This window comes from Sporolactobacillus spathodeae (assembly GCF_016908935.1).
Taxonomy (GTDB): Bacteria; Bacillota; Bacilli; order Bacillales; family Sporolactobacillaceae; genus Sporolactobacillus; species Sporolactobacillus spathodeae.
The window spans coordinates 15,079-41,068 of the sequence record NZ_JAFBEV010000001.1; the positions used below are offsets into that span (position 1 = coordinate 15,079).

17 protein-coding genes are annotated in these 25,990 nt (G+C 46.3%); 10 read left to right on the forward strand and 7 right to left on the reverse strand.

Annotation, left to right across the window (positions count from 1 at the left end; genetic code table 11):
* Positions 1–386 precede the first annotated feature (386 nt).
* Positions 387–947, reverse strand: a complete 561-nt coding sequence (locus JOC27_RS00070; RefSeq protein WP_205004951.1) for an SWIM zinc finger family protein — start codon at positions 945–947, stop codon at positions 387–389.
* Positions 948–3,995, reverse strand: a complete 3,048-nt coding sequence (locus tag JOC27_RS00075) for a DEAD/DEAH box helicase (RefSeq protein ID WP_205004952.1) — start codon at positions 3,993–3,995, stop codon at positions 948–950. It abuts the gene before it with no gap.
* A gap of 350 nt (positions 3,996–4,345) precedes the next feature.
* Between JOC27_RS00075 and JOC27_RS00080 the strand changes: the two genes are divergently transcribed.
* A complete protein-coding gene (locus JOC27_RS00080) occupies positions 4,346–5,164 on the forward strand; it encodes a lipoate--protein ligase family protein (RefSeq protein ID WP_275587752.1) in 819 nt (272 codons plus the stop codon).
* A gap of 21 nt (positions 5,165–5,185) precedes the next feature.
* On the forward strand, positions 5,186–6,097 hold the full coding sequence (gene lipA / locus JOC27_RS00085; protein ID WP_205004954.1) for a lipoyl synthase: 912 nt from the start codon (positions 5,186–5,188) through the stop codon (positions 6,095–6,097).
* 294 nt (positions 6,098–6,391) lie between these two features.
* Here lipA and gltC read toward each other — a convergent pair whose 3' ends face one another.
* Positions 6,392–7,315 (reverse strand): glutamate biosynthesis transcriptional regulator GltC, encoded by a 924-nt coding sequence (gltC, locus tag JOC27_RS00090; protein WP_205004955.1) that lies wholly within the window; start codon positions 7,313–7,315, stop codon positions 6,392–6,394.
* Positions 7,316–7,508: 193 nt separating this feature from the next.
* Here gltC and gltB point away from each other — a divergent pair, with 193 nt between their 5' ends.
* The 8 genes from gltB (at position 7,509) to JOC27_RS00130 (ending at position 23,069) form a co-directional block, all read left to right on the forward strand.
* The gene (gene gltB / locus JOC27_RS00095; RefSeq protein WP_205004956.1) at positions 7,509–12,053 is read left to right on the forward strand and encodes a glutamate synthase large subunit; all 4,545 of its coding nucleotides are present in this window, start codon (positions 7,509–7,511) and stop codon (positions 12,051–12,053) included.
* Positions 12,054–12,122: 69 nt separating this feature from the next.
* The gene (locus tag JOC27_RS00100) at positions 12,123–13,580 is read left to right on the forward strand and encodes a glutamate synthase subunit beta (protein ID WP_205004957.1); all 1,458 of its coding nucleotides are present in this window, start codon (positions 12,123–12,125) and stop codon (positions 13,578–13,580) included.
* 304 nt (positions 13,581–13,884) lie between these two features.
* The gene (locus JOC27_RS00105) at positions 13,885–15,402 is read left to right on the forward strand and encodes a Ppx/GppA phosphatase family protein (protein ID WP_205004958.1); all 1,518 of its coding nucleotides are present in this window, start codon (positions 13,885–13,887) and stop codon (positions 15,400–15,402) included.
* 7 nt (positions 15,403–15,409) lie between these two features.
* Complete coding sequence (locus JOC27_RS00110; protein WP_205004959.1) at positions 15,410–17,566, forward strand: RNA degradosome polyphosphate kinase; 2,157 nt, start codon at positions 15,410–15,412, stop codon at positions 17,564–17,566.
* Positions 17,567–18,430: 864 nt separating this feature from the next.
* On the forward strand, positions 18,431–18,814 hold the full coding sequence (gene nrdI / locus JOC27_RS00115; RefSeq protein ID WP_205004960.1) for a class Ib ribonucleoside-diphosphate reductase assembly flavoprotein NrdI: 384 nt from the start codon (positions 18,431–18,433) through the stop codon (positions 18,812–18,814).
* Positions 18,777–20,882 (forward strand): class 1b ribonucleoside-diphosphate reductase subunit alpha, encoded by a 2,106-nt coding sequence (gene nrdE, locus JOC27_RS00120; protein WP_205004961.1) that lies wholly within the window; start codon positions 18,777–18,779, stop codon positions 20,880–20,882. Before nrdI ends, nrdE begins: the two co-directional genes overlap by 38 nt.
* A gap of 193 nt (positions 20,883–21,075) precedes the next feature.
* Complete coding sequence (gene nrdF / locus JOC27_RS00125; RefSeq protein ID WP_205004962.1) at positions 21,076–22,056, forward strand: class 1b ribonucleoside-diphosphate reductase subunit beta; 981 nt, start codon at positions 21,076–21,078, stop codon at positions 22,054–22,056.
* Between the two features lie 377 nt (positions 22,057–22,433).
* Positions 22,434–23,069, forward strand: coding sequence for a YpjP family protein (locus JOC27_RS00130; RefSeq protein WP_205004963.1), 636 nt, complete (start codon positions 22,434–22,436; stop codon positions 23,067–23,069).
* A gap of 49 nt (positions 23,070–23,118) precedes the next feature.
* Here JOC27_RS00130 and JOC27_RS00135 read toward each other — a convergent pair whose 3' ends face one another.
* The 4 genes from JOC27_RS00135 to JOC27_RS00150 all read right to left on the reverse strand — a co-directional run bounded on the left by JOC27_RS00135 (position 23,119) and on the right by JOC27_RS00150 (position 25,666).
* Positions 23,119–23,772: a GDSL-type esterase/lipase family protein gene (locus JOC27_RS00135; protein ID WP_239529231.1), complete on the reverse strand. Its 654-nt coding sequence runs from the start codon at positions 23,770–23,772 to the stop codon at positions 23,119–23,121.
* A gap of 231 nt (positions 23,773–24,003) precedes the next feature.
* Positions 24,004–24,828, reverse strand: coding sequence for a CAP domain-containing protein (locus tag JOC27_RS00140; RefSeq protein WP_205004964.1), 825 nt, complete (start codon positions 24,826–24,828; stop codon positions 24,004–24,006).
* Between the two features lie 233 nt (positions 24,829–25,061).
* A complete protein-coding gene (locus tag JOC27_RS00145) occupies positions 25,062–25,397 on the reverse strand; it encodes a spore coat protein (RefSeq protein WP_205004965.1) in 336 nt (111 codons plus the stop codon).
* Positions 25,394–25,666, reverse strand: coding sequence for a hypothetical protein (locus JOC27_RS00150; RefSeq protein ID WP_205004966.1), 273 nt, complete (start codon positions 25,664–25,666; stop codon positions 25,394–25,396). The genes JOC27_RS00145 and JOC27_RS00150 overlap by 4 nt, the downstream gene beginning before the upstream one ends.
* Positions 25,667–25,990 lie beyond the last annotated feature (324 nt).

A 25,990-nucleotide genomic window follows, 5' to 3' on the forward strand; every position in this document is an offset into this window, starting at 1 on the left:
GGCCGGTTTTGTCTTGTCTTTGCTTCTTGTTCAGCCGGCTGTCTGCTTCTCTCTCAGGCAGATCTCAAAAAATTCGAATAGATTTATGTATTTGCCATTATAACCCGAAGTTTTCATGACAACAAGATTAGATTTGTTAAACAAATAAACGGAATGGCGTTTTTTACAGATTATTCAACGAATGAACACATGTTAAGGGTGTACTACTGTGGGGAGAGAAAATTTTAAGCCTTGACAGAAAATGTAGCTGTAATTTCAGATTTATCGATTTTTTATATTGGCTTTGTTAACTTCTGCGAGGCTCGTCCAGTACGTTGTTCCCGTGTCAAAGGAGGGGGCGATTTGAACGGAAAGAGCGGTCAAGTTGCCTTTCATTGCCGATGGTTTCAATTCTGATTTTTGCCTGTTAGCGACGCACGAAAATGTGCCATAATTTGCCTTGAATAATTCTCCATAAGCGGCTGGAGATCGGGACGAAGGGAAAATTTGTTGCCGGACACTTGCTGAAAGGCTGGCGGTGTATCGCTGCTTTTCTTAACAAAAGTCGACCAATTTGCTTGAAATCGAGCATCTAACGCATCGTTTCCAAGTATGCGTGTTCCTTTCATGAACGTTTGGCGATCTTCTTCCAAGATTCGATAAATGGCGAGTGCGGCGGCATGAACACAAGGTTGTTTTTTACTGTCGCAGGAGCAGGAGCTCTTGAAATCGCGATGCGGGTCGGGCAGAGCACTTTCAGCAGGCCATTCTATGGAAACGTGATAGAAAATATTTTGAATGCCTTCAATATTGGCACCCACGCTGCTACGAGATTGGTGGTAATCCCAAACGCGATTGGACGTACAGATTGCAAGTGCACGTTCCGCCATTCCTGAATCAAGACGTTCGATATAGCTGCTCAACCATCCGGCAAGCTTGCGATCGTGCAGCTTTATTAACTGGATCATTTAAATAGCCCCTTCACGTAACTGAATCAGCTGAAAAATTTCCTGATCAGTCATTTCGGTCAGCCAGGCATCGCCGTGGCCGAGAATTTGTTTCTGCAAATTCTTTTTTCGCTCAATCAGTTGGTCAATCCGTTCTTCAAGCGTGCCTTCGCAAATTAGCTTATAAACGTAAATGTTCTTTGTCTGGCCGATTCGATAGGCTCGGTCGGTTGCCTGTTCTTCTACCGCTGGGTTCCACCAGCGATCGTAATGAATCACATAACCAGCTTCTGTCAGGTTAATACCGACACCGCCCGCTTTAAGCGAGAGCACAAACAGTGTTTGTCGCGCACCGGCTGTCTGGAATTTGTTGATGATCTGTTCACGCTGCTCGCCGCTCAGACTGCCGTGAAGAAAGAATACATCGGCATCGGGATAGCGGTTTGCCGTTTCTTCAGCAAGAAGTTTGCCCATGCGTACATACTGAGTAAAAACGAGCACTTTCTGATTACGTGCAAACAGTGGGTCGAGCAGTTGATAAAAGAGTTCCATTTTACCTGAGGCATTTGCGTCTGCTTCGGGGCTGCCGACAAGCGCTGGGTGATCACAGACTTGTTTTAGTTTTGTTAGTGTCGAGAGAATCAGACCTTTGCGTCGGATGCCAGCGGCAAGTCCCACACTTTCAGCAAGCCGGTTAACAATCGATTGGTAGAGCGAAGCTTGCTCTTTAGTCAAAAAACAAACTTTTTTTTCTTCAAATTTATCGGGCAAATCCTGAATGATTTTCTTATCCGTTTTTTCACGCCGCAACAAGAAAGGCTGAATGAGCGTCGTCAGCTCGCGTGTTTTGATTCGGCTGTTTTTCTTCTCGATCGGCTGAATGAAGCGACGGCGGAACCGTTCGAGCGATCCGAGATAACCGGGATTGAGAAATTCGATGATCGACCACAATTCCTCAAGATGATTTTCAATCGGCGTACCAGTCAGGACGAGTCGATGCGCGCAGCTTATTTTCCGCAACGCCCGCGTTTTCTGGGCCTGCGGATTTTTAATTGCTTGTGCTTCATCAAGAATCACGCTTTGCCAGAAGATAGGCTTCAGCTGTTCGGATTCTTTCGTGAAGAGGTTATAGCTAGTCACCATCACATCGCTTGCGATTAACCGATCATGCAAAGCCGCACCATGTAGCCGGCCGGTTCCGTGATGAATATAAACAGACAAATCCGGAGCAAAATTACTGAATTCCTGACGCCAATTGGCAACGAGCGATGTTGGACAGATGATTAAAGCAGGCCCATTGGTAAAATCGGCAGGAATTTGGCTAGACGGATGTTCTTTGCAGTAGGCGAGATAGGCAATCGCCTGGACGGTTTTTCCGAGGCCCATATCGTCTGCCAGGCAGCCACCAACATGACAATTGCGTAGATTGACAATCCAGGCAAACCCCCTAAACTGATACGCGCGAAGATCCCCCTGAAAAGTCGGCGGCAGCATGGGTTTTTTCACCGGTTTCTTGATCAGCTGACCGAGGTAATCGGCAAGCTCCGGTGCCAGCTGGACTGACAGTCTGCTCTTTCTTTTTCGTCGCTGCACGGCCTCCAGTTTCAGAGAACCGGCAATGCTTGGCTTATGATCTAAATAATCCATTGCTTGATCCATTTCATCGTAAGCCTTACGCATTTCCTGCATTGGCAGATGAATCCATTTGTTCTTGTAACGGATGAACGACTGATTCTCGCGAACAAGTTGGCGGAACACATCAGCACTGAGCGGAATGTCCCCAATTGCAATTCGCCAATTATAGTTGATCAGCGAATTTAGGCTGAAGAGCGAAGACGACTCCGTGGAAATCGGTGTCAGATCAAGCTCAAGAGAAATTGGCTCGGCGTTTCCTTCAATGCGTAGATTCTCCGGGAAAATCAAGTCGATCGATTGATCGGCTAATTTGTCACTCAATTGAAAAATTTCGCCTAATTCGGCCGCACTGAACCGTCCTTCTGTTTTCGCAGCTATTTTTTTCAACAATGCAGGAGAGAGGACATCTTCAAGCGTGGCAAGCTGTTCATCGAACCAACGGTCCCGTCCGAGCAACGCACTACGCTGCAACTCTTTAAGCGGACGTAATAATAACCGATCGCCTTGCCAGCCACTAATCTGCACGTCAAACAGCCAACTTGCAGCGGGAGAAAATGGATCTTCTTCATCCTCTGGGGAAAGTACAAGCTGCGCCCGGTCCGGAATAAAGCGATTATTCAACTGATTTTTCTTAAATGTGGTTAGTGCCTCAATCCAGGGTTCAGAGTCAGACGTTATGATTGGTTTCAGCCAGTCCGCCCACTCGCCCTCTAACTGCTCGATCTGGCGGATCAAGGACGCATCGTGTGTCGTTAGCCAAGGTGATTCATCATGGCCGAATGGCTGTCCTTCAGCAAATAGAGTTTCAGAATGCTGCGGCAAATAATTTGTGGCGGGGTCAGGGAGAATTTGGTGAATCAATGCGTTTGTCCAATAAATAATCACGAGGTAGAACCATTGACGCACGCGTTCATCTTGCAGATCCGCAATGGCGAAGGCAAGTTCAGGGAGTCTGCTGAGCCAATCAGAGAAGAGACGGCTTGCGGCAAACGATCGCGCGTCCGGCATCCATTGACAGAAAACACACCATTCGTGATTGCCACGTTCCAGATGATAGAGCAATGGGTAAAAATGACCGTCGGCAAGGATGATCTCAAGAGAGGCGGCAATCTGGCCGAACCAGCGAAGTGTTTCACCAGCAATGAGTTCACTTGCTACTTCCGTTTGGAAACGCTCTTGAAGCATTTGGTAACCGCTTGCCAGTGTCATGATCCATCCGTCCACTTTTTTATCACTCGAATCGGTGATAAACGCAGCGGACGTAGGCATCATCCGATAGGGAGATTGCGGGCCAAGCCAGGAGGGGAGGCCCGCAGCTTCATTCTCTATTTTAGGCAAAGGCAGACTTTGCCCATTCTCATCGGTCACCCAAACAAAGAAATTCCATCCTTTTTCAATTTGAGGTACAAAAGTCATCTGAAGGCAGCGTTCCATAAAGATTCTCCTTCTCATCGCTCACCATGTTATTTGGGCCGGCTGCTGCATTCCGCCACTTTAAATCCAGAGCGATTTTCTTCACAAAGGATCGGTATATATTGATATTTTTTGAGGCTCCGTGCGGTTTCGTCCATCTTTACAGTTTACCATATCCAGACAGGCAAAGAAATCAGATGGGTTAATGCGAATAATTAAGTGTTCTTGGTTACTGAAAAACAAAAATCCTGTTATGATTAGAGTGGTAATAAAATGTGACCAAGCGGTGTCGGTGCCCGCTTGTCACGCGTCTTTGTTTCCCATGATAGCGTTGACAAAATAAGTTTGATTCTTGGATGGTGAAAAGAATCTTGGCAAATGAATGGTATTTTATTGATTCAGGCGTTCATACGCCATCCTATAATATGGCATTGGACGAATACTTGATGGAGCAAGGGAGACGGATTGGCCAGGCACCGGTCCTGCGTTTTTACGGATGGAATCCCCCGGGACTTTCGATCGGTTATTTTCAAAAAACAAAGAGCCGGATTAATCAAGACGCCTTGGAAAAGCGCGGCATTGCAATGGTTCGGCGGTTAACCGGCGGCCAGGCGGTACTGCATCACGATGAATTGACGTATAGCATCATTATTTCAGAACATGATCCAGCGATGCCACATTCGGTTATTGGTGCCTATCGTGTGTTGTCTCAAGGGTTGTTGGAAGGGTTCCACAATCTCGGTCTTAAAGCAGAATTGGCTATCCCGGACCAAAAGAAAGCGGCCGATCATTCGCCGGTTTGCTTTGAGGAAGCATCCTGGTATGAGCTCGTTGTTGCAGGAAAGAAAGCGGCTGGAAGTGCTCAGACGCGTCACCAAGGGATGATTCTCCAGCACGGCTCAATTCCACTGCATACGGATTCTGATGAACTGTTTGCTTGTTTTCAATACCCAAGCGCAGCAATTCAGCAACGTGCCAAACGGGCATTTAGCGACAAGGCGATTGCGATCGATCAGGCCGCGGGACGCAAACCTTCTATTGATGAAGTGAAACAAGCTTTTTATCATGGCTTCGAAACGGGACTTGGCATCACGTTCCATTCACTTCAACTAAGTGAAGCAGATGAATGCGCTGTAGAACAATTAGCAAGAGAAAAATATGCGGCAGATTCCTGGAATTACAGCCGCTGAAGCAATCAGGAGGATTATAGAATGAGCGAGCGTCACGACTATGTCAGGAAACCAGAATGGCTGAAAATTCGTTTAAATATGAATCAGGATTTCCGCGGGATCAAAGATCTCGTTCGGACCGAGCGGTTACATACGGTCTGTGAAGAGGCGAAATGTCCCAATATTCATGAATGCTGGGCGGATCGCAAGACCGCTACTTTTATGATTCTCGGCGACATCTGCACACGCGCCTGTCGGTTCTGCGCTGTAAAAACAGGTAGACCGACCGAACTCGATTTACGCGAACCGGAACGCGTGGCTGATTCTGTGCTAAAGATGAAGCTTCGCCACGTAGTCGTAACTGCTGTTGCTCGCGATGATCTGTCTGACGGCGGTGCCTCTGTTTTCGCTGAAACGATTCGTGCGATAAGACGCAAGGTCCCGTATTGCACCATTGAAGTGCTACCCTCTGATTTAAAAGGAGACGACGCGAGCATTCAGACGCTGATGGATGCGAAACCGGATATTTTCGATCACAATGTCGAAACAGTCCGGCGTTTGACACGCAGTGTACGTGCGATTGCCAAATATGATCGCTCGCTTGCGGTTTTAAAACGTGTTAAAGAACTGAGTCCGAATACGCCAACAAAATCGAGTATTATGGTTGGATTGGGTGAAACAAGAGAAGAAATTCTTCAGACCATGGATGATTTACTTGATAATAAAGTAGACATTATGGTAATCGGTCAGTATTTGCAGCCGACACGGAAACATTTAGACGTCGTTCGTTATTACAGCCCGGAAGAGTTTGAAGAATTGCGGCAAATTGCGTTGCAAAAAGGATTCAGACATTGCGAAGCAGGTCCGCTCGCTCGATCCTCGTATCATGCCGATGAGCAGGTCAGCGAGGAATCCAGGCAGCTCCATGATGCACGGATGGCTTCGGAAAATTAACTAATGATCTGATCACGCAGCCGGCGTTCCCGTAATAAGGAAAGCCGGCTGATTTTTTTAGAGATAAGTATGGATAAGATTTTATGGAGCGAAGGCGCGAGACGCCTGCGGGAAAAGCGAGCCAAGTGAGACCCCGCAGATTCCAGCTTGTTTGAGGAGACGCGCGGCGCCCGCGGCAAGCGAGCGACCGAAGCGTAATTGTTACAAGAAAGTATAAGGATTTTTGCACAAAAATGGAGCACAACTGCGCTGGCGCCTTACGAAAACAATGAGCAGCACCTTGGTTGCATGTGTTTACTCATCTGCAGTTGTCTCATGATTTGAAGTAAGTCGCTGGATAAAAAATTTGTCAACAAAGCGGAAAAATAATTTTTCAGAAGGCGCAAGATCGCGATCACTCGGTTGAATGATACCGACTGTCCGGCATATCTGCGGATCCCGTAACGGAACCGTGATGAGATTTTCAGTTAAATTATAGGATACCGCATGCTCCGGCATGAGCGCGATGCCGAAATCCGCAGCAACCAACCCCTTGATCGAGTCCATATCTTCGCCTTCAAAGACAATATTGGGCTGGAATCCCGACTCACGACACGCATGAATAAAAAGTTCCTGCAGAAAGAGATTACTCCGAAATGTGATAAAATGCTCATTTTTAAGATCACTAAAGGAAACCGGCGATTTGCCTGAGACACGATGATTTTTTTGCATGAGGAGAACCATACGCTCTTTGAAAAGACTGCGGCTGCAGATTTGGTGGTCGGTTTTTGGTAGCGGCGAGGCAAAGGCAAGATCAATCTTGCCTTGACTAATCAATTTGGTCAGATAGGGGACGGATCCCTGTTGCAGCTGGACGCGGATACCCGGATGTCTTGTATAGAACGCATTGAGAATAGTCGGCAAGATCTGGACAGAGAGACTTGTGGAAATACCAAGCCGAATCAACCCCCTGTTGGGATTCAGGTATTCATCGATTTTTTGACGCGCTTTGCTGAATTCCATCATTCCGCGTTTGGCATGTTCAAGAAAAATTTTGCCCATCAAAGTCAGCTGAATATTGCGTCCACGCCGTGTGAAAAGTGAGACACCAAGTTCTTCTTCAAGCAATGTGATTTGCCTGCTGATCGCTGATTGCGCGACGTGCAGCGTTTCAGCTGCTTTCGTGATATGTTCTCTTTTTGCTGCTTCAATAAAATATTCAATCTGTCTTAATTCCATTGTCGTTACCTACCTATCTCAAAATGAGATTAATTCATTCTTAATAATATATTGTAAAGATTGATAAACAAAGTGTAAAATATAATTACCATACTTTTCGGAAAAAGAAAGTGTAAAAGAGAAAAACAATTTTTCTGAAAAGTACAAAATATGGAAGGGTTAACTGCAAACAGAAGGAAGGATGAGGCTTAACATGGATAACAAGAACTATGCCGAGGGACTTTATCGTCCAGAATTTGAACATGACGCCTGCGGCATCGGACTTTACGCAGATATTAAAGGGCGTGCATCGAATGATGTGGTGAAAACAGCACTGAAAATGTTGGCGCGTCTTGATCATCGAGCTGGCAAAGCTGCTGATGGAAAAACAGGTGACGGTGCTGGAATTCTTGTACAGGTACCGGATCAGTTTTTTCAGGCGGTTTGCCCCTTTTCTTTGCCTGAATTCGGTCATTACGGAGTTGGTATGTTCTTTCTACCCCAGGATCGGGCGAGTCGATTGGTTGCCATTGGCAAAATAAAGGCCTGTATTGCCGCACGTAATCTACGTCTATATGGTGAGCGCGATGTGCCGGTCGATGAAAATGAGATTAGCCGTCTGGCGCGCCGTAAGGCTCCTTATATGTACCAGATGTTTATCGGCACAGCCGCTCAAGATTCTGGAAGAAAGCTCGATATTGAACTTTATTTGCTGCGAAAAGCAATTGAAACCAAATTAAAAAACGAAATCTATGTGGCGAGTCTCTCTAGTCAGACGCTTGTGTATAAAGGAATGCTTCGGGCGAAGGAAGTTTCCGCATTCTATACTGATCTCCAAGATGAGCGATTTGTTTCATCTGTCGCTTTAGTGCATTCCCGCTATAGTACGAATACGTTTCCGAGCTGGGAGCGGGCGCATCCGAACCGGATGATCGTTCACAATGGCGAAATCAATACCATTCGCGGTAATGTGAATTCCTTTACAGCTAAGGCGAAACAATTGTCCGACGGGCGAATGCCTCAGATTATTGATACGGATGGCAGTGATTCGGCCATTTTTGATAATGTACTCGAATTCCTGACGTTCAATGGATTCTCGCTACCGCATGCTGTCATGATGATGGTGCCCGAACCCTGGGAAGCGAACGCTGAATTGCCGGATTATCTTTGCGATTTCTACCAATTCCATAGCCGTCTGATGGAACCATGGGACGGTCCTATGGCACTTGGTTTCTGCAATGGCAAGCAAATCGGTGCGATTCTTGATCGCAACGGACTACGTCCTGCCCGCTATTATATAACCAATGATGATAAAGTCGTCTTCTCTTCCGAAGTCGGTGTTGCGGATCTTGATCCTTCCAATATTCGTGAACGTTGTCACTTAAAGCCAGGTCAATTGCTGTTGATTGATACGGAAAAAGGACGGATTGTTCCGAGCGATGAACTGAAAAAAGAGATCTGCACCGCTGCCCCTTATCGGGAACTTTTGGAAAAGAGCGTGATCCCGCTGCAAGTTGGTAGCGAAGATGTTAAAAAAGAAATAGCTGACGATCGCCGCCTTTTTCAGCAAAAGGTGCAAGGTTTTACTTATGAAGATGAAACAAAATTAATTCAGCCGATGGCGGAGACAGGCAAGGAACCAACCGGATCAATGGGAAATGATACACCATTGGCTGTTTTGTCGAATAAATCTCAGCTATTATTTGACTATTTTAAGCAATGGTTTTCTCAAGTCACCAATCCGCCGATTGACGCGATTCGCGAATCGGGTGTCATGTCGGAAATCACCTGGCTTGGATCGCAAGTTAGCCTGCTGAACCCGACCGAGCATATTACGCAACAGATTCGTTTGCCGCATCCCGTGCTGAATCGTTCGGTGTTCAAGGCTTTACATGAACAGACCGAACTGAAGCTGGCAACAATCGATACATTGTTTCCCGCTGCACAAGGCAAGAAAGGATTGGCTAAAGCAGTCGATCAATTGGTTAATCAGGCGGATCAACTGATCCATGAAGGGGCTGTTTTGGTTGTTTTATCGGACCGCAAAGTCGATAAAACACATTTGCCGATTCCATCGCTGCTTGCCATCAGCGCACTGCACCATCACTTGATTGAACAGGGCACGCGAACAAAGGTCAGCCTGATTGTCGACTCCGGCGAACCGCGCGACAGCCATCAAATGGCGGCGTTGCTCGGCTATGGAGCTGATGCAGTTCACCCGTATCTCGCAATAGAGACGGTCAACGAACTTGTAAAAAAAGGATATATCAAACTGAGCGTGAGCGATGCGGTCAGCAACTATATAAAGGCACTTGTCGCTGGTATCGTGAAAATCATGTCAAAGGTCGGCATCTCTTCAATTCAAAGCTATCGCGGGGCACAAACCTTTGAAGCACTCGGTTTGTCGGACGAAATGGTCAACCGTTATTTTGAAGGAACGGTATCGCAAATTGGTGGCATCGGTCCCGATGAACTCGCGCTTGAAACAATCATTCGCCATCAGAAGGCTGTGGAAGAATTGCAGCACGGGACGATGCAGACACTCGATGAAGGGAGCACGCTGCAATGGCGCAAAGGCGGCGAGCAGCATAAAATTGATCCGCTGATTGTTCACATGTTGCAGCAAGCAGCACGCGACAATGATTATAAGCGCTACAAAGAATATACCAAACTGGTTGATAATGCTCCGTTTTCAACCATCCGCAGTCTGTTGACCTTCGAACGCGATCGCGATCCGATTCCTCTTGATGAAGTTGAATCGGTTGAAACCATTCTGAAGCGGTTTAAAACTGGCGCCATGTCGTATGGCTCGATTAGCAAGGAAGCGCATGAAGCGATGGCGATTGCGATGAACCGTATTGGTGGTAAGAGCAATAGCGGCGAAGGTGGCGAAGACAAGGACCGGTTTGTACGTGACGCAAACGGTGACTGGCGGCGAAGCGCAATTAAGCAGGTGGCTTCCGCACGATTCGGCGTAACGAGTTATTACCTATCGGAGGCAGCCGAACTGCAGATCAAAATGGCGCAAGGCGCCAAGCCAGGTGAAGGCGGTCAGCTTCCAGCTGGAAAAGTTTACCCGTGGATCGCAAACACGCGTCGCGCAACAACAGGAGTGGCGCTGATTTCGCCACCACCGCATCACGACATTTATTCAATTGAGGACTTGGCGCAGCTGATCTATGATTTGAAATCAAGCAACCCGAAAGCACGGATCAGTGTCAAGCTGGTTGCTAAGGGCGGTGTCGGCACAATTGCTGCGGGCGTGGCCAAAGGAAAAGCTGATGTCATCTTAATTAGTGGTCATGACGGCGGAACTGGAGCAGCTTCGAAGACGAGTATCAAACATGCTGGTCTGCCGTGGGAATTGGGACTTGCGGAAGCACATCAGACACTGATGAAAAATGGTTTGCGCGACCGTGTACATTTGGAAACAGATGGGAAATTGATGACGGGTCGTGATGTACTTGTTGCAGCTTGTCTTGGCGCCGAAGAATATGGTTTTGCGACGGCACCGCTCGTTGTGCTTGGTTGCCTGATGATGCGCGCTTGCCATTTGGACTCATGTCCAGTCGGCATCGCCACACAGAACCCGGAATTACGAAAGAATTTTACGGGAAAAGCCGACTATATTGTTAATTTCATGCGCTTTATCGCCATGGATTTACGCGAACAACTGGCTAATCTCGGCTACCGTTCATTGAATGAAGTCGTTGGCCAGGCGCATCTCTTGCGTATTAAAAAAGAAGTAAATAATCACTGGAAAGCGCGTTTCCTTGATTTGAGTGATCTTCTCTACCAGGCGGAGAGCGATGTGTCGAAACGCCATTTTGCCCGGCCACAGGAACATCATATTGAAAAGCGTTTTGATGAACGCAATCTGATCGATAATTGCCTGCCGACTATTGAAAGTAAGCAGCCAATTCATCTCTCCTTTAAGTTGAGAAATTCCGATCGGACAGTCGGAACCATTCTTGGCTACGTCATTTCCAAATCAACGGCTGGACGTGGCTTGCCTGAGGATACAATTAATTTGTCATTCACTGGAAGCGCCGGACAGAGTTTTGCTTCCTTCATTCCGAAGGGTGTAACGATGAAATTGACTGGAGACGCCAATGATTATGTAGGAAAAGGACTTTCTGGCGGCAAAGTGATTATCAAGTCAGAGAAAGTGGACGGTGTTTCTGTAGATTCTCAGGCAATGATGGGAAATGTGGCACTCTTTGGCGCGACTAGTGGTGAAGCCTATGTACGCGGCACGGCAGGTGGACGGTTTTGCGTCCGCAACAGTGGCGCTTCCGCTGTTGTCGAAGGGGTTGGCGAAAACGGCTGTGAATATATGACAGGCGGTCGCGTGCTTGTACTCGGCACAGTTGGACGCAATTTTGCGGCAGGCATGTCCGGCGGAGTGGCTTATATTTTGCCTGATGGGACGCCGGATCTGACTTATAAACGAATTAATAAGGAACTCGTTCATATCGACACGGTTCATTCAGAGTCTGAACAGGATATTGTGAAGCAGATGTTGGAAAATCACGTCCGTTACACGGATAGTCCGAGAGCCAAAAAGGCATTGCTCAACTGGGAGGAGACCGTTCAACGGCTGATCAAAGTGATTCCGAGAGATTATGAGGCGATGCTTGAGCAGATTGAGGCGTATAAAGCTGAAGGAATCGATAAGGATCAGGCGGAAGAAAAAGCCTTTTATTTGAAAAAGGCGGGGAAGCTAAGCAGCAAACACACAACCTACCAGCCTGTTTGAAGGGATCATTTCTTTAAGTCTGAAGTCTCTCTACCTGAAAATGAGTCATGAAAGGATGAAGCATGGACCATGGGTCAATTAATGGGTTTCTTGAATATAGAGAAGAAAAACCAGCATGAACGACAGCCGGTTGAACGAATTAAGGACTGGAATGAATATCGCGAAAATCTACCAGATCAAGATGTACAGAAACAAGCCGCCCGTTGTATGGACTGCGGGACACCCTATTGTCAGATCGGTATGATCTTGAACCGTGGGACAAGCGGTTGTCCGATTCACAATCTGATTCCTGAATGGAACGATTTGGTCTACCGCGGCCTTTGGAAAGAAGCCTACGAACGGCTTTCCAAAACAAATAATTTTCCTGAATTTACAGGAAGAGCTTGTCCGGCGCCTTGCGAAGGTTCCTGTACTTCTGGATTTGTTAGCGATCCGGTCTCGATTAAAACGATTGAACGGAAAATTATTGACAAAGCGTTTGATGAAGGATGGGTCGTTCCGAAACCACCGCTTCGCCGTTCCGGGAAAAAGATCGCAGTTATCGGCTCTGGTCCGGCTGGCCTAGCCTGCGCCGATCAATTAAATAAGATCGGTCATGAGGTCACTGTGTTCGAACGTTCTGATCGTCCGGGTGGGTTGCTCATGTACGGGATCCCGAGCATGAAAATTGAGAAAGACGTGGTCGATCGGCGTGTCAGCCTTCTCGAACAAGAAGGTATTATCTTTGAAACGAACGTGGAGATTGGCAAGAATCGGAGCTATGAAGAACTGAAGACGGCTTTCGATGCAGTTGTTCTTTGTACCGGATCGGGTAAACATCGGGAAGTGGTTCTGGAAGGGCGAACATTGAAAGGAATAGCGCCAGCAATGGACTATCTGACTGCAAGCAACCGCCATCTGCTCTATGATGAACCGCTCCAAGCGGATTACGATGCCAAGGGGAAACGCGTGATTGTAATCGGTGGCGGCGACACCGGAGAAGATTGCGTGGCGACAGCCATTCGCCAAGGCTGCAAGAGCGTCGTTCAGTTTGGTAAACACGGAAAATTGCCGGCGCAGCGCGCGGAAAGTAATCCGTGGCCAGAACACCCGAATGTTTTTTCAGTCGATTACGCATATGAAGAAGCAGAGACATTGTTCGGTAAAGATCCGCGTGCCTATTACGTGCAAACGCGTCGCTTCCTTGGCGATCAGGAAGGTCACGTGACCGGTCTTGTGACGGGTTCTTTCAAGGAAGACAACGATGCTGCCGAGAAAACATGGGATGCAGATCTTGTTCTGATTGCGATCGGTTTCCAAGGTGCTGAAGACAGTATTTTTGATGCTTTCGGCGTTGAGCGGGATTCAAGCGGACGCGTCATCGCGGCGAACGCATTGGATTATCAGACGAGTGAGCCTGGCGTCTTTGCTGCTGGCGATGCCCGTCGCGGTTCGTCACTGATTGTCTGGGCGATCGAGGAAGGTCGGCGCGCAGCCGCATCCGTAAATCTTTATTTGGATAAGAAAGAGGCCTTATCGCAAAAATAATAATTATAGCTTTATAAAACAGTCGGCAGGAAAACTGCCGGCTGTTTTTCAAACGATAAGGATGTATCCGATTTTGTGGCCCAATTGCAGCGGATGCGCGAGACGCCTGCGCGCAACCGAAGCGCAATTGTTGAAAAAGGGCTTGGCTATGCCAAGTTTTTCTGACGCACATAAGCATTGTTGTTTTTTTGTAAAGATGTTACGGTGCGATTTTCTGGATTGATTTTGCATTATAATAAAGAGTGTTATGCTAAAAAAGAAAGAGAAACGAACGGGTCTTTGATCGGATAATGGGGTGAACGTGATGGCGAGGCATCGGTTATTTGCATCGATTACGGTTGGACTTCAGGTTGTTGTTCTGAAAATCGCCGATATGACGCGTCTGTCAATCGTGGAGGACGTAAAAGCGGATGTGACTATTGGCGAAGATATTTATAATCAGCAAATGATTGATTTTCAAACAGTTGGCGAAGTCTGCAAGGCACTCGCCGGTTTTGTGCAAATAATGAAAGATTATGGGGTGACTGAATACCGAGCGGTTGCCGCCAGTTCGGTCCAGGAGGCGGCCAATGCGGTCTATGTCAAAGAACAGATACGAATTAAGACGGGATTGACCCTGGAGTGGCTAAATAATGCTGAAGAGCGTTATTTACATAATCAGGCGGTCGCCTATAAAACGGACGGTTTCAAAGAGTATATTCAAAAGGGCACGATGTTGATCGATATTGGTTCCGGAAGCATGCAGCTAACTGTCTACAATGAGGGACAATTTATATTTTCGCGAAATATAAAGCTAGGACCGCTGCGCGTCCGTGAAATGTTGGGCGATCTCGAGAGCCAGTCAGCGAATTATGTCGATATCATGGAAGACTATATTATGAGCAAGATTAACGGTTATCAACAATTCGCACCGAAAAACGTGAAATATGAACATTTTATTCTGGTCGGCACCGATTTGCTTGCTTTTAAACGCGCTTTTATCAAATCGTCCAGTGATACGATCAGTCGCAAACGCTTCGATGAATTATACGGCCATATTCTAAATATCCCGGTCCAGGTTTTGGCCAAACAATATAATGTGCCCTATGATTCGGCAAGCCAGCTGCTCCCTTCGTGTATGATTTTAAAAATAATGCTGGAGATGACTGGTGCAGGCAGTATTTTTTTATCCGAGGCGGATTTAGCCGATGGACTCTTAATCAGCGATGAACTGAAAAATCATAAACGTGAAATTGATCATACGTTCAGCGAAGATATTGTGACCTCTGCACGAAATATCGCGTTTCGCTATAATTGCGACATTTGCCATATCGGTGCGGTTGAGAAATTTGCGCTGCATCTTTTTGATCGCTTGAAACCGCTGCACGGACTCGATGCACACCAGCGGCTACTCTTACGCCTGGCAGCCATCCTTCAAGATGCCGGTAGCTACATCGATATGAATGCGCATTATATTCATTCGTACTATATCATTCAGTCGTCGGAGATTATCGGTATTTCCGATACCGATCGCGATATGATTGCTAATATTGCCCGGTATCACAGTTCGGAGACACCGACGACGGACGCACGTTCCTTTCGTCGTCTCCCCACGGAGTACCGGTTAGTGGTCGCAAAGCTCGCAGCTCTCTTACGAATTGCTGACGCCCTTGATGACAGTCGGCAGCAAAAAGTCGATAAGATTAGAGTTTCGCTCGCGCATGACCGGGTTGTGATCACAGCTGAGTCAGCTGATGATCTCTCGCTCGAACGTTTGACATTTGAAGAAAAAGCGGCTTATTTCGAAGAAGTTTACGGGATTATGCCACAGCTGAAGGGGTGAGATGCCGATGACTGATTTTAATCAAACAGAATTTTTCACAAATCGCGAGTTGAGTTGGCTGCTTTTTAATCAACGTGTGCTTGAGGAGGCACGTGACAAAGAGAATCCATTGCTTGAGCGAGTGAAATTTCTTTCGATTACGGCGAGCAACCTGGATGAATTTTTCATGGTTCGTGTGGCTTCGCTCAGTGATATGGCCAACGTCGGCTATGAAAAAGCGGATCCGGCCGGCATGCGGACAAGCGAGCAGCTGGCGGCGATCAGCAAAGCCGCGCATCGAATGATCGACGAACAGTATACCGTTTATAATCGAATGATGAAAAAGCTGCTCCACGAACAGTCAATTAATATTTTGGAACGCGACGCGTTGTCGAATAAGCAGATCGACTTTATTGATCAGTATTTTAAAAGAGAAATCTATCCGGTTCTGACGCCGATGGCCGTCGATTCATCGCGTCCGTTCCCGCTAATTTTAAATAAAAGTCTCAACATTGCCGCACTGATTCATCGAAAGGGGAAGACCGTCAAACATCTGGAATTTGTCACGGTCCAAGTGCCAAACGTGTTGCCTCGTGTTGTTAAAATTCCTGATAAAAAAGGGAAAGAAAGCTTTGTTCTGCTTGAAGATATCATTCGGCAACATCTGAATGAATTGTTTATTGGCTATGAGATTGATGAGGCTTCCTGTTATCGTGTCATGCGCGATATGGATCTTGAAGTCGATGAAGAAGACACAGTGGATTTGTTGAAAGAAATTGAAAAACAGCTGCGCCTGCGTGAACGCGGCAATGTCATTCATCTTGATGTTGAAGAAGGGATTAGCGACCGATTGATTGGAAAATTAGTCAAGCGCTTGAATGTTGATCAAGCGAATGTCTATAAGGTAAACGGGCCGATTGATTTAACGTTCTTATCTAAGTTAACCGGTATGGTTGAACGACCGTCTGAGGATTTACGCTATCCAGCGCATCGCCCCTTTGTGCATTACGAATTGATGGAACACGCCATATTTGAAGCGATGCAGCAGCACGATATTTTCCTTCACCATCCGTTTGACTCCTTCGATCCAGTGATTGAACTCGTTCGCCAAGCGGCAATCGATAAAAATGTATTGGCGATCAAAATGACATTGTATCGTGTGTCTGGCAACTCACCAATTATTCGTTATCTGGAACAGGCAGCGGAGAATGGCAAACAGGTCACGGCGCTTGTTGAATTGAAGGCACGTTTTGATGAAGAAAATAATATCAACTGGGCGCAAAAATTGGAAAAAACAGGTTGTCATGTGATCTATGGGCTTGTTGGACTGAAGACGCATTGCAAAATGACCCTCGTCGTTCGCCGCGAACAGACCGGGATCAAGCGTTATATGCATTTCGGAACAGGAAATTATAATGATATTACCGCCCGCTTTTATACGGATATGGGCTTGCTGACGAGCAATGAACTTATGGGCGTTGATGCGTCGAATGTATTCAATATGCTTTCTGGTTATTCCGAACCCCCCTATTTTCATAAATTGGTTATGGCGCCGCTCCGTCTACGCGATACACTGATGGAATTAATCGACAATGAAATCGAGAATGCCAAGGCTGGTCGACCGGCATATATCCACGCCAAAATGAACGCCCTCTCGGATGAAGGTATGATTCAAGCGCTCTACCGCGCATCGGCCGCGGGTGTGAAAATTAAGCTACTCGTGCGAGGTATTTGCTGCCTGAAAACGGGCATTCCCGGCGTTAGCGACACGATTGAAGTCCATTCCATTGTCGGACGCTATCTTGAGCACAGTCGTATTTATATTTTTGCGAACGGCGGCGAAGATAAGGTTTTTCTTGCAAGCGCTGACTGGATGTCGCGCAATTTGAACCGCCGTGTTGAATTGATGTTTCCGATTGAAGACGAGACGATCCAGTCCACAATTGTCAACGCATTTGAAATTATGATAAATGACAATGTAAAGACACGTATCCTCGAAGCAGATGGAAGTTACAAAAAAAAGAGTCGACGCGGGAAACCAGCAGTAAACGCTCAGGAATTCTTCGCGCGACTCGCGGAAAGAAGGTCGCTGGATCGAAATAAGGCGTTAGAAGATAAAAAGACGTTCACGCCGATCCGCCGAAATGAGGAAGAATACATCGGTAATGATCCGACCAACGATTGAAACTGGTTGGGAAAAATAGTGAAAAGGATAGCGCTGTTGGCGTCCTTTTTTTGTGCGCTTGAATATATAAATGATCAAAGGAATTAGTATCATAGCTTGTCCGAGGAGTCCCGTGGTGCGGCGCCCGCGGCAAGCGAGCAGCCAAAATGGATTTTTGTAAATACGGGTTTGGTTACGCCAAGCTATTTCAAAAAAGCAAGAATGTATTAGATTTTGCACAAAAAATGGAGTGAAGGCGCGAGACGCCAGCGGGAAGAGCAGGACAGGGGAGACCCCGCAGGTAACTGCCTGTTCGAGGAGGCTCCCGTCCTGCCCGCGGCAAGCGAGCAGCCAAAACGGATTTTTGTAAATACGGGTTTAGTTACGCTAAGTTTCATACGTATTGCTCTGACAAAATGGGGTCAGGCCCTTCTCAATGGATGAGGGTCAAAAAAATTAAATTAGATCCTGTGATTTATATCATATTTTTTTATAAAAATTTCAATTTCGAAATAAAGGCGTATGCCGCGAATCCGGCCGATAATCCCTGGATTTTGCGGATAGGCCTTTGTTTTTAGCCGGTAATGTATGTTGAAAGAAATCATTTTTTGTCATAAACTATCAAGTGCCTCAAGAAACAATTCCATAGACTCAATCTATATATTGTGCTAAACTTAATTGCATAAAACAATATATTGTGTTTCCCCCGTTTGTTATCCGTTCGAAAGAAACAGCGAAATATTTTTTATTAGGGAAAATAGAATCTTTTCTGTAGCGATAGGGGGCGCGGGCGACACCTCGCTTCTGAAATTTGCGTGGATCAGGGTTGTAGAAACAAACGCCCATACCACAGGTACAGGTGAATAAAAAGAAGGAGGCGATTTGATGCTCATCCTTTATGAGACAATGACTGGCAATGTCCGTCGCTTTTTAGCGAAAACTGGACTTGACCATCAGCCAATCGAATCTGTTGACTTGGTCAGCGAACCATTTATTCTGGTCACGAATACAATCGGTTTCGGCGAAGCTCCAGAATCGGTTCACTATTTCTTACGAAAAAATGGAACACAGCTTGCGGCTGTTGCCGCTAGCGGCAATCGGAATTGGGGAAAAAATTTCGCACACGCTGCCGACACGATCGCTTTAGAGTATCATGTCCCGATTCTCTACAAGTTTGAGCTCGGTGGCACCGAAGAAGACGTGATCAAATTTCGAGAAAGGGTGAAAGTATTTGACGAACGAAGCAACCAAGTCAAAGTCATATATTGAATTAAATAATGAAGTGCTGACACGAGGCACGGACGGTTTTTATCAATTAGAGAAGGATCAAGAAGCGATCCGTTTATTTATAGAAGAAGTGCGGGAGAAAACAGTCAATTTTCCAACGATTCTGGCGCGCTTGCATTTCCTTGTCGATAATAACTACTACTATGATCTTTTTCAGCAATACAGCGAGGACGCTGCTGAAAAACTACACGTGATGGCAGCAGCCTACCAATTCCGCTTTCAATCGTTTATGGCTGCCAGCAAGTTCTACCGGGATTATGCGCTGAAAACAAATGATAAGAAAAAGTATTTGGAGAATTATGATCAGCGGGTGTCGATTGCCGCACTGTTTCTTGCCGGCGGCAGTTTTGAGAAGGCTGTGCATTTTATGCAGGCGATGATGGAACAGCGCTATCAGCCGGCAACACCGACATTCCTGAATGCAGGCAAAGCGCGCCGGGGCGAAATGGTCTCCTGTTTTCTGATTGAAGCTGATGATTCGCTGAACTCGATTAACTACATAGAAAGTACATCGCAGCAATTATCAAAAATCGGCGGCGGTGTTGCACTGAACCTGTCCAAAATCCGCGCGCGCGGTGAGGCGATCAAAGGTGTTGAGGGTGTAGCCAAGGGCGTGGTCCCAGTTGCGCGCAAATTGCAGCTTGGTTTTGCTTATGCGGATCAGTTAGGACAACGTCCGGGTGCCGGCGCAGCCTATCTGAATATCTTCCATTGGGATGCACCGGAATTCCTTGATACGAAGAAGGAAAATGCCGATGAGGATATACGCCTCTCGACGCTTTCTATCGGATTGATTGTGCCGGGCAAATTTTTTGAATTGGCAGAGGAGGGAAAACCCTTCTATATGTTTGCGCCGTATACCGTCTATAAAGCATACGGGCGTCATCTTGATGACATGGATATGGATCAAATGTATGACGAACTCGTCAACAATCCGGCAGTGAAAAAGAAGCAGGCTGATGCACGCGAATTCCTCAACTTGATCGCACAAATGCAGATGCAGTCTGGTTATCCATATATTTTCTATAAGGACAATGCCAATAGAAATCATCCACTTCATGCGCTCGGTCAAGTGAAGATGTCAAATCTCTGTACGGAAATCTTTCAGCTTCAGGAGACGTCGACGATCACGGATTATGATCAGCCAGATACGATTCGCAGAGACGTCTCCTGCATTCTCGGTTCGCTGAATATTGTCAACGTCATGGAAAGCGGCAAAATTCAAGACTCTGTTCACAGTGGTATCGAGGCGTTGACACAGGTCAGCGAAATGACGGAGATTGCAAATGCGCCAGGCGTTAAGCTTGCCAACCGCGAACTGCATTCAGTCGGTCTTGGCGCGATGAACCTGAACGGTTATCTGGCTAAGAATCAAATGGCCTATGAGTCGGCGGAAGCTCGTGACTTTGCGCGCACCTTCTTTATGCTCATGAATTTTTATTCGCTTGAGAAATCGATGCTGATCGCAAAGGATCGCGGCGAATCATTTAAGGGATTTGAGAAATCGGATTACGCTGATGGGTCTTATTTCAAAAATTATGAAGTCGTAGATTTTGCGCCGCAGACGGATACGGTAAAAAGTCTATTTGCAGGCATTGAAATTCCGACAACAGCCGATTGGGCTCTGCTGAAGGAAAAAGTGCAGCGCCACGGTCTGTACAATGCATATCGGCTGGCGATTGCGCCGACGCAATCGATCAGTTATGTGCAGAACGCGACCAGTTCAGTGATGCCGGTTGTCAATGTGATTGAACGGCGCAAATATGGCAACAGTGAAACCATTTATCCGATGCCTTTCCTATCGCCGCAAACGATGTGGTATTATAAATCAGCGTATCAGACCAATCAGTATCGTGTCGTTGATATGATTGCAGAAATTCAGCAACACGTCGATCAGGGCATTTCGACAATTTTGTATGTCGACAGCATGACAAGCACGCGTCAACTGGCTAGACTCTACGTTTACGCTCATAAAAAAGGACTGAAATCGCTCTATTATACACGGACGCAGCTGCTTTCTCCCGAGGAATGCACAGCTTGTTCCGTCTGACGGCATTAGCAATTCGATCATGATAGATAAGAAAGAATAATTAAAAAACCCAGGCATTCAAGCGCCCGCGGCAAGCGAGCAACCGGAGTACATTTAATACAAAAGAAGTAATGGGCATTCTAGTGCCCAGCTTTTCTCAAAAACAAAACAGAACAAATAAAAGAATCGAATAAGATGGCAAGGCGGGCGAATAATGAAGGCAATTAACTGGAATTCAAACGATAATCAAATTGCTAAGGTTTATTGGAAACAAAATATCAACCAATTCTGGACAGAAGAAGCGTTCAAAGTCTCACGTGATCTGTCAGATTGGGACGCAATGAGCGAAGAGGAGCAGACCGCATATGTCGAGGTATTGTCGGGATTGACAGGTCTTGACCGCGAACAAGGCGATAACGGTATGCCGCTGATTGCGATCCACCATGATAATATGCATGAACAGGCAGTATTCGCTTGGATGGGAATGATGGAACATATCCATGCTAAATCCTATTCGCATATTTTTTCGACGCTCATCTCTTCATCTAAGACGAATTATTACTTAAATGATTGGGTGGATCAGCAGCCGGAACTTCAGGAGAAGTACCGGATGATTTCGTATTGGTATAATCAGCTCTACGATAAAAAGGAAAATGTCACACCATTTAAACGGTATATGGCAATGGTCGCCTCGGTTTTTCTTGAAAGCTTCTCGTTTTACAGCGGCTTCTTTTACCCGGTTTTCTTGTCAGGTCAGGGGCGGATGATTGCGAGCGGTGAAATTATCCGCAAAATCATTCAGGATGAATCCATTCACGGTAGTTTCACCGGAATGGTTGCCCAGCGTCTCTTCCGTGAGGAACTGACCGATGAGCAGCAACAGACAGCGGATCGGGAAATGTATACTTTGCTCGATCAACTGGTTGCGATCGAGGAAACCTACACAACCAAAATATACACAAAAATTCATCTTGTTAAAGAGGTCATGGATTATGTGTATTACAACGCCAATCGCGCCTTACAGAATCTTGGACGTGACGATAAATATGCGCACGATCCGGTGAGCCAGACTGTGTTGAATGGAATCGACACGGGTACAATCAATCACGACTTCTTCTCAACAAAAGGAGATTATGTTGTGCCGCTGAATATTGAACCCCTCACGGATGATGATTTTAACTTCGATGATGTATAAAAAAATAATCAGAAAAGGATGTCTCAATGGCCATTTTGCCTACGAGGCATCTTTTTTCAAGAGATAAGAAAGATTTTCGCACAAAAATGCAGCGAGCTGCGCTGGTGCCTTGCAGGAACAGCGTGTCACGGGCCTCACAGATTATTGTCTGTTCGAAGATGCTCGCGGTGCGTCCGCGGCAAGCGAGTGTCCAGAGTGCATTAATGACGAAAAGGACAGGCTAGACCATCTTTTCTGAAAAATTTCATTTTAACAAAAAAACAAATGAATTCGACAGAATATCTGTTATACTCAAAAATAGAGAGCGAATAATCACGCTTATTCGCATATTGCTTCGGAAAAGCTTCAATGATTCTGAAAATCCGGGAGGTGACTTTGTGATACCCGTCTTTCTACGCAAGTCATTAATGACATTGGCAGCTATCCTAACATTAGGCGTTGCCTTGCCATTTATGCCGTCACATACGGTCGAAAGGCCGAGCGACAAGGGAAATTTTCAAAGTGAAAAAGAACAAGCCCCCGGTCTGAAAAAAGAGCGAACCAACGAGGCGCAATCGCCAGCTTGGTCAGAGGTCGATCAGTCGGATCTGGCAAACCAACGACAGCTGATTCTTTTGTTTTCAATCTATGTATCTCGTGAACTGCGCGAACAGGGATTGCAAAAATTTGGTGCGCGGATTCGCACAAAAATCGGCGATCAATATGTCAATGAAATTGTCCCTGCTTTTTTACCCGCCATTAAACAAATAAGTAGCGGACACGATGCGACATGGGTTGGTCAGTTAGCGGTGACGCATGAACCGGCATCCGGCATGGGCGAACGTATTCTTCATGTTTATCAGAGAGAAAGCGGTCAGGAATTGCTCAAGCTACATGTACGACGCGATCATCCACCTCAGGATGGTTTCTGGTTTGATTTTCACTATCATACAATTGCGGATCATTTTCAAAAGCATCATCCCTTGAAAAGGATTTATTGGGGAAAAGATACACCACCGAAGTGGACCGCATGAAACAAGCCCTGACCATGCGTCAAGGCTTGTAGCGGATTGATAGGGTATGTCAACTGACTGGCTCAAAACCAAGGTGAACCGCAGTATCGGCCATAATCCGATAGCCGAGCGGATTCGGATGGGTATGATCAAGCGTGAGCAGCATGGGCTCGTTGCCGAGAAAGGCATGGTAGACATCAGCAATTTTGACATCGGGTGCTCGCTCCAGCGAAGCGAGCTGTTTATTATATTGTTCCAACCAAAAATACGTCTCACGGATTTGTGGCATCGGATTGTATAAATTGAGTACGCGTACGCAAAATTTTTGAGGATTACTCGCATGAATCTCAAAAATAGTCCACAAAATTTCTTCAATCGTTGCGACACAGCTCTGAATCGACTCGGAAAGTTCGGCTTGATTGCCTGTTTTCAGCCATTTTCTGCTTGCGTGGAGCATGTCGTTGCCGCCTGCGGTCAATGTGATGAATGAGGCATTTGCCACAGCATGGGTAGTTTCTGGATGTAATAATTGTTCCAAAATCTGTTCCGATGTTGCTCCATTTTTAGCAAAACTGAGTCGCTCTACAGGTTGGCGAAAATAATACTCGATACTGTGCTGATAAAGTTTGACAAAATTCGGCTGAAAGAATGTGGCACCAATACCGACTGTCAGCGAATCCCCTAACGCGACATATAAAGGCCTATCGCCCATCAATGACATCATCTCCGGCATATTTTCTCCCTGTTACAGTCTATTCGAGATGGGCAAAAGTGTCCGTCACCGGAGAGAGATCATGAGACCTATTTAGGTGTAAATGAATAGTGGGTGGGTATCTGAAACGTCAGAATATGCGCGTGTTTTTTGAAGAATGACAGTTTTGTGGTTTCAAAAAAGGATAGTAAAAAACGGCATCTCGCCTCAAAAAGGCAGATGCCGTTCAATGATCACAATGATTTATTTTCCGATGAATTCCTGGGTCCAGTAGGAGCCATAAGAACCACCGCTAACGTAGCCAACTCCGATTGTTGTGAAATTCGGATTAAGGATATTGGCACGGTGTCCGGGACTGTTCATCCAGCCATTGACGACGTCTTCAGGTGTTTTTTGTCCAGCTGCAATATTTTCACCAGCATATGAATAGCTGATTCCGTATTTTTTCATCATGTCAAACGGTGATCCGAATGTCGGCGATTGATGATCAAAATAGTTCTTATCACGCATATCTGCTGACTTGTCACGAGCCATTCGAGAAAGTGTTGCATTATCTGCTTTCAATGGTTTCAATCCCGCTTTGACACGCTGTTGATTGGTTAGCGTGACGACCTGGTTTTCAAAAGCGTTCATTTGACTGTTGGATGCAGGCGGGTTAGCCGGCTTAGCTGCCGATGATGATGAACCGGATGGTTTGGCCGCCGGCTTTGCTGGCGACGAAGCTGCCGGTTGGACAGCTTTCGGAGCGGCACTTGCTGCCTGAGCATTGTTCTTCTGTTTTGCCGCTGTTGGACAGTTCACCTTGGTATTGTCTGCTGTTGCTTTCTTCGCTGTGGCGGCAGGTGAATTGCTTGCCAACAGCTGATTGAAATCAATCGAGATGCCGAGACTCTTAAGAATTTCGCTCAATTTGGAGCTTTGCTCATCCTTTAGCTTCATCGGATTGAGCCAATCGGCAATCGTGATTTGTGAAGGCCGGGACTGGGATGCTGCATCTGCTTGGTGGCCGAAGGCAAATGGAATTGCCAGGGATCCGGCCAAGGTTAGTGCAAGAATTTTTTTGTACATGGTGTAACTCCCTCCTTGTGGTCATAATCTTCGAGATTATGAGATTGCTGGAGGGGTGGGACGGGCAATTACATGATGTTACCAGATTAATGGGAAAAAAATCCGACGAAGCTGAAAGAATAGTAACAAGGTTATAAAGAAAACACAAAAAAGCATCGGCACACAAAAATCGCTAACGATTCTTTGCGCCGATGCTTCTCTTTTAAACGGTTCTTATCAATTGTCTGAATGGTTTATTGAGGGAACTGCTGCTCAGCGTACTGCTTGAATTGTTGCTGGGTTTGAACAATTTTCTGTGGCTCCTGAGATTCGAGCTTATACCAACCTTTATTAAACATCACATTATAGAGATCACGCTGCAGGTCGGCTTCTTGGTCGAAAATGGCCTTAATGTCTTGATAGAGTGCTTGATGACTTGCTTCCTGAAGCGCATGGACATAGGAAACACACATGTATTTTTCGGTTAAAAGCATGTCATTCAGGTAATCTCGGTCGTTTAGCTGGGGTGTTTTCTGAATCTGTGTTTCCGTGTTTTGTATCGGCGTGACTTGAACCGGTTGCTGCATCATGACACCACACCTCCTGATTGATTAACGGTTTGCGCATGCTTGCCCAGATGGTCAAGAATGCTCTGATAGTGGCGAATATGCAATTGGCAGACCCGATTCATTGCCTGGATGACATCGCGGTCTTGGCAGACGGATGCGAAATGATGCGCTTTTTTAATCGCATCAAGATTCCAGGAAAGCATGTCCTGGATATAAAGCAAGTCTTTGTTCGTAAGAATATCCGGCGGTTGCGGAGAAACGATTGGCATTTGTCCACCTTGTTGCTGCATCTTGCTCACACTCCTGTTTTTAAGTTTAGCTCTGTTTAAATTCAATGTTGTTTTTCTGACCAAAGGGCAATGTGTGAGACGCCAGCGGGAACAGCATGCTTGCGAGACCCCGCAGACCTTTGCCTGCCCGAGGAGGCTCGCGGTACGCCCGCGGCAAGCGAACACATGGCAATAAACGCATAAAAACAACAGCAGACTTTAACAAAGCCTTAAGTTTAAGATGGTGGTCTTTCGTATTATGTCCGTGCCTGTTAAAATTATTTGGTGTAATCGGTTTTCACGGCTCGACTTTTCACTTGCTTGAATGGTATTCGTTCGCTATCC

Bases quoted from the DNA above. Each gene is read 5' to 3' on its own strand.
- JOC27_RS00070 (WP_205004951.1), bottom strand. From the start codon at position 947: ATGATCCAGTTAATAAAGCTGCACGATCGCAAGCTTGCCGGATGGTTG.
- gltC (WP_205004955.1), bottom strand. From the start codon at position 7,315: ATGGAATTAAGACAGATTGAATATTTTATTGAAGCAGCAAAAAGAGAA.
- nrdF (WP_205004962.1), top strand. From the start codon at position 21,076: ATGAAGGCAATTAACTGGAATTCAAACGATAATCAAATTGCTAAGGTT.
- JOC27_RS00135 (WP_239529231.1), bottom strand. From the start codon at position 23,772: ATGATGTCATTGATGGGCGATAGGCCTTTATATGTCGCGTTAGGGGAT.
- JOC27_RS00145 (WP_205004965.1), bottom strand. From the start codon at position 25,397: ATGATGCAGCAACCGGTTCAAGTCACGCCGATACAAAACACGGAAACA.
- JOC27_RS00110 (WP_205004959.1), top strand. From the start codon at position 15,410: ATGACTGATTTTAATCAAACAGAATTTTTCACAAATCGCGAGTTGAGT.
- JOC27_RS00075 (WP_205004952.1), bottom strand. From the start codon at position 3,995: ATGGAACGCTGCCTTCAGATGACTTTTGTACCTCAAATTGAAAAAGGA.
- lipA (WP_205004954.1), top strand. From the start codon at position 5,186: ATGAGCGAGCGTCACGACTATGTCAGGAAACCAGAATGGCTGAAAATT.
- JOC27_RS00150 (WP_205004966.1), bottom strand. From the start codon at position 25,666: ATGCAGCAACAAGGTGGACAAATGCCAATCGTTTCTCCGCAACCGCCG.
- JOC27_RS00140 (WP_205004964.1), bottom strand. From the start codon at position 24,828: ATGTACAAAAAAATTCTTGCACTAACCTTGGCCGGATCCCTGGCAATT.
- JOC27_RS00105 (WP_205004958.1), top strand. From the start codon at position 13,885: ATGGCGAGGCATCGGTTATTTGCATCGATTACGGTTGGACTTCAGGTT.
- gltB (WP_205004956.1), top strand. From the start codon at position 7,509: ATGGATAACAAGAACTATGCCGAGGGACTTTATCGTCCAGAATTTGAA.
- nrdI (WP_205004960.1), top strand. From the start codon at position 18,431: ATGCTCATCCTTTATGAGACAATGACTGGCAATGTCCGTCGCTTTTTA.
- JOC27_RS00100 (WP_205004957.1), top strand. From the start codon at position 12,123: ATGGGTCAATTAATGGGTTTCTTGAATATAGAGAAGAAAAACCAGCAT.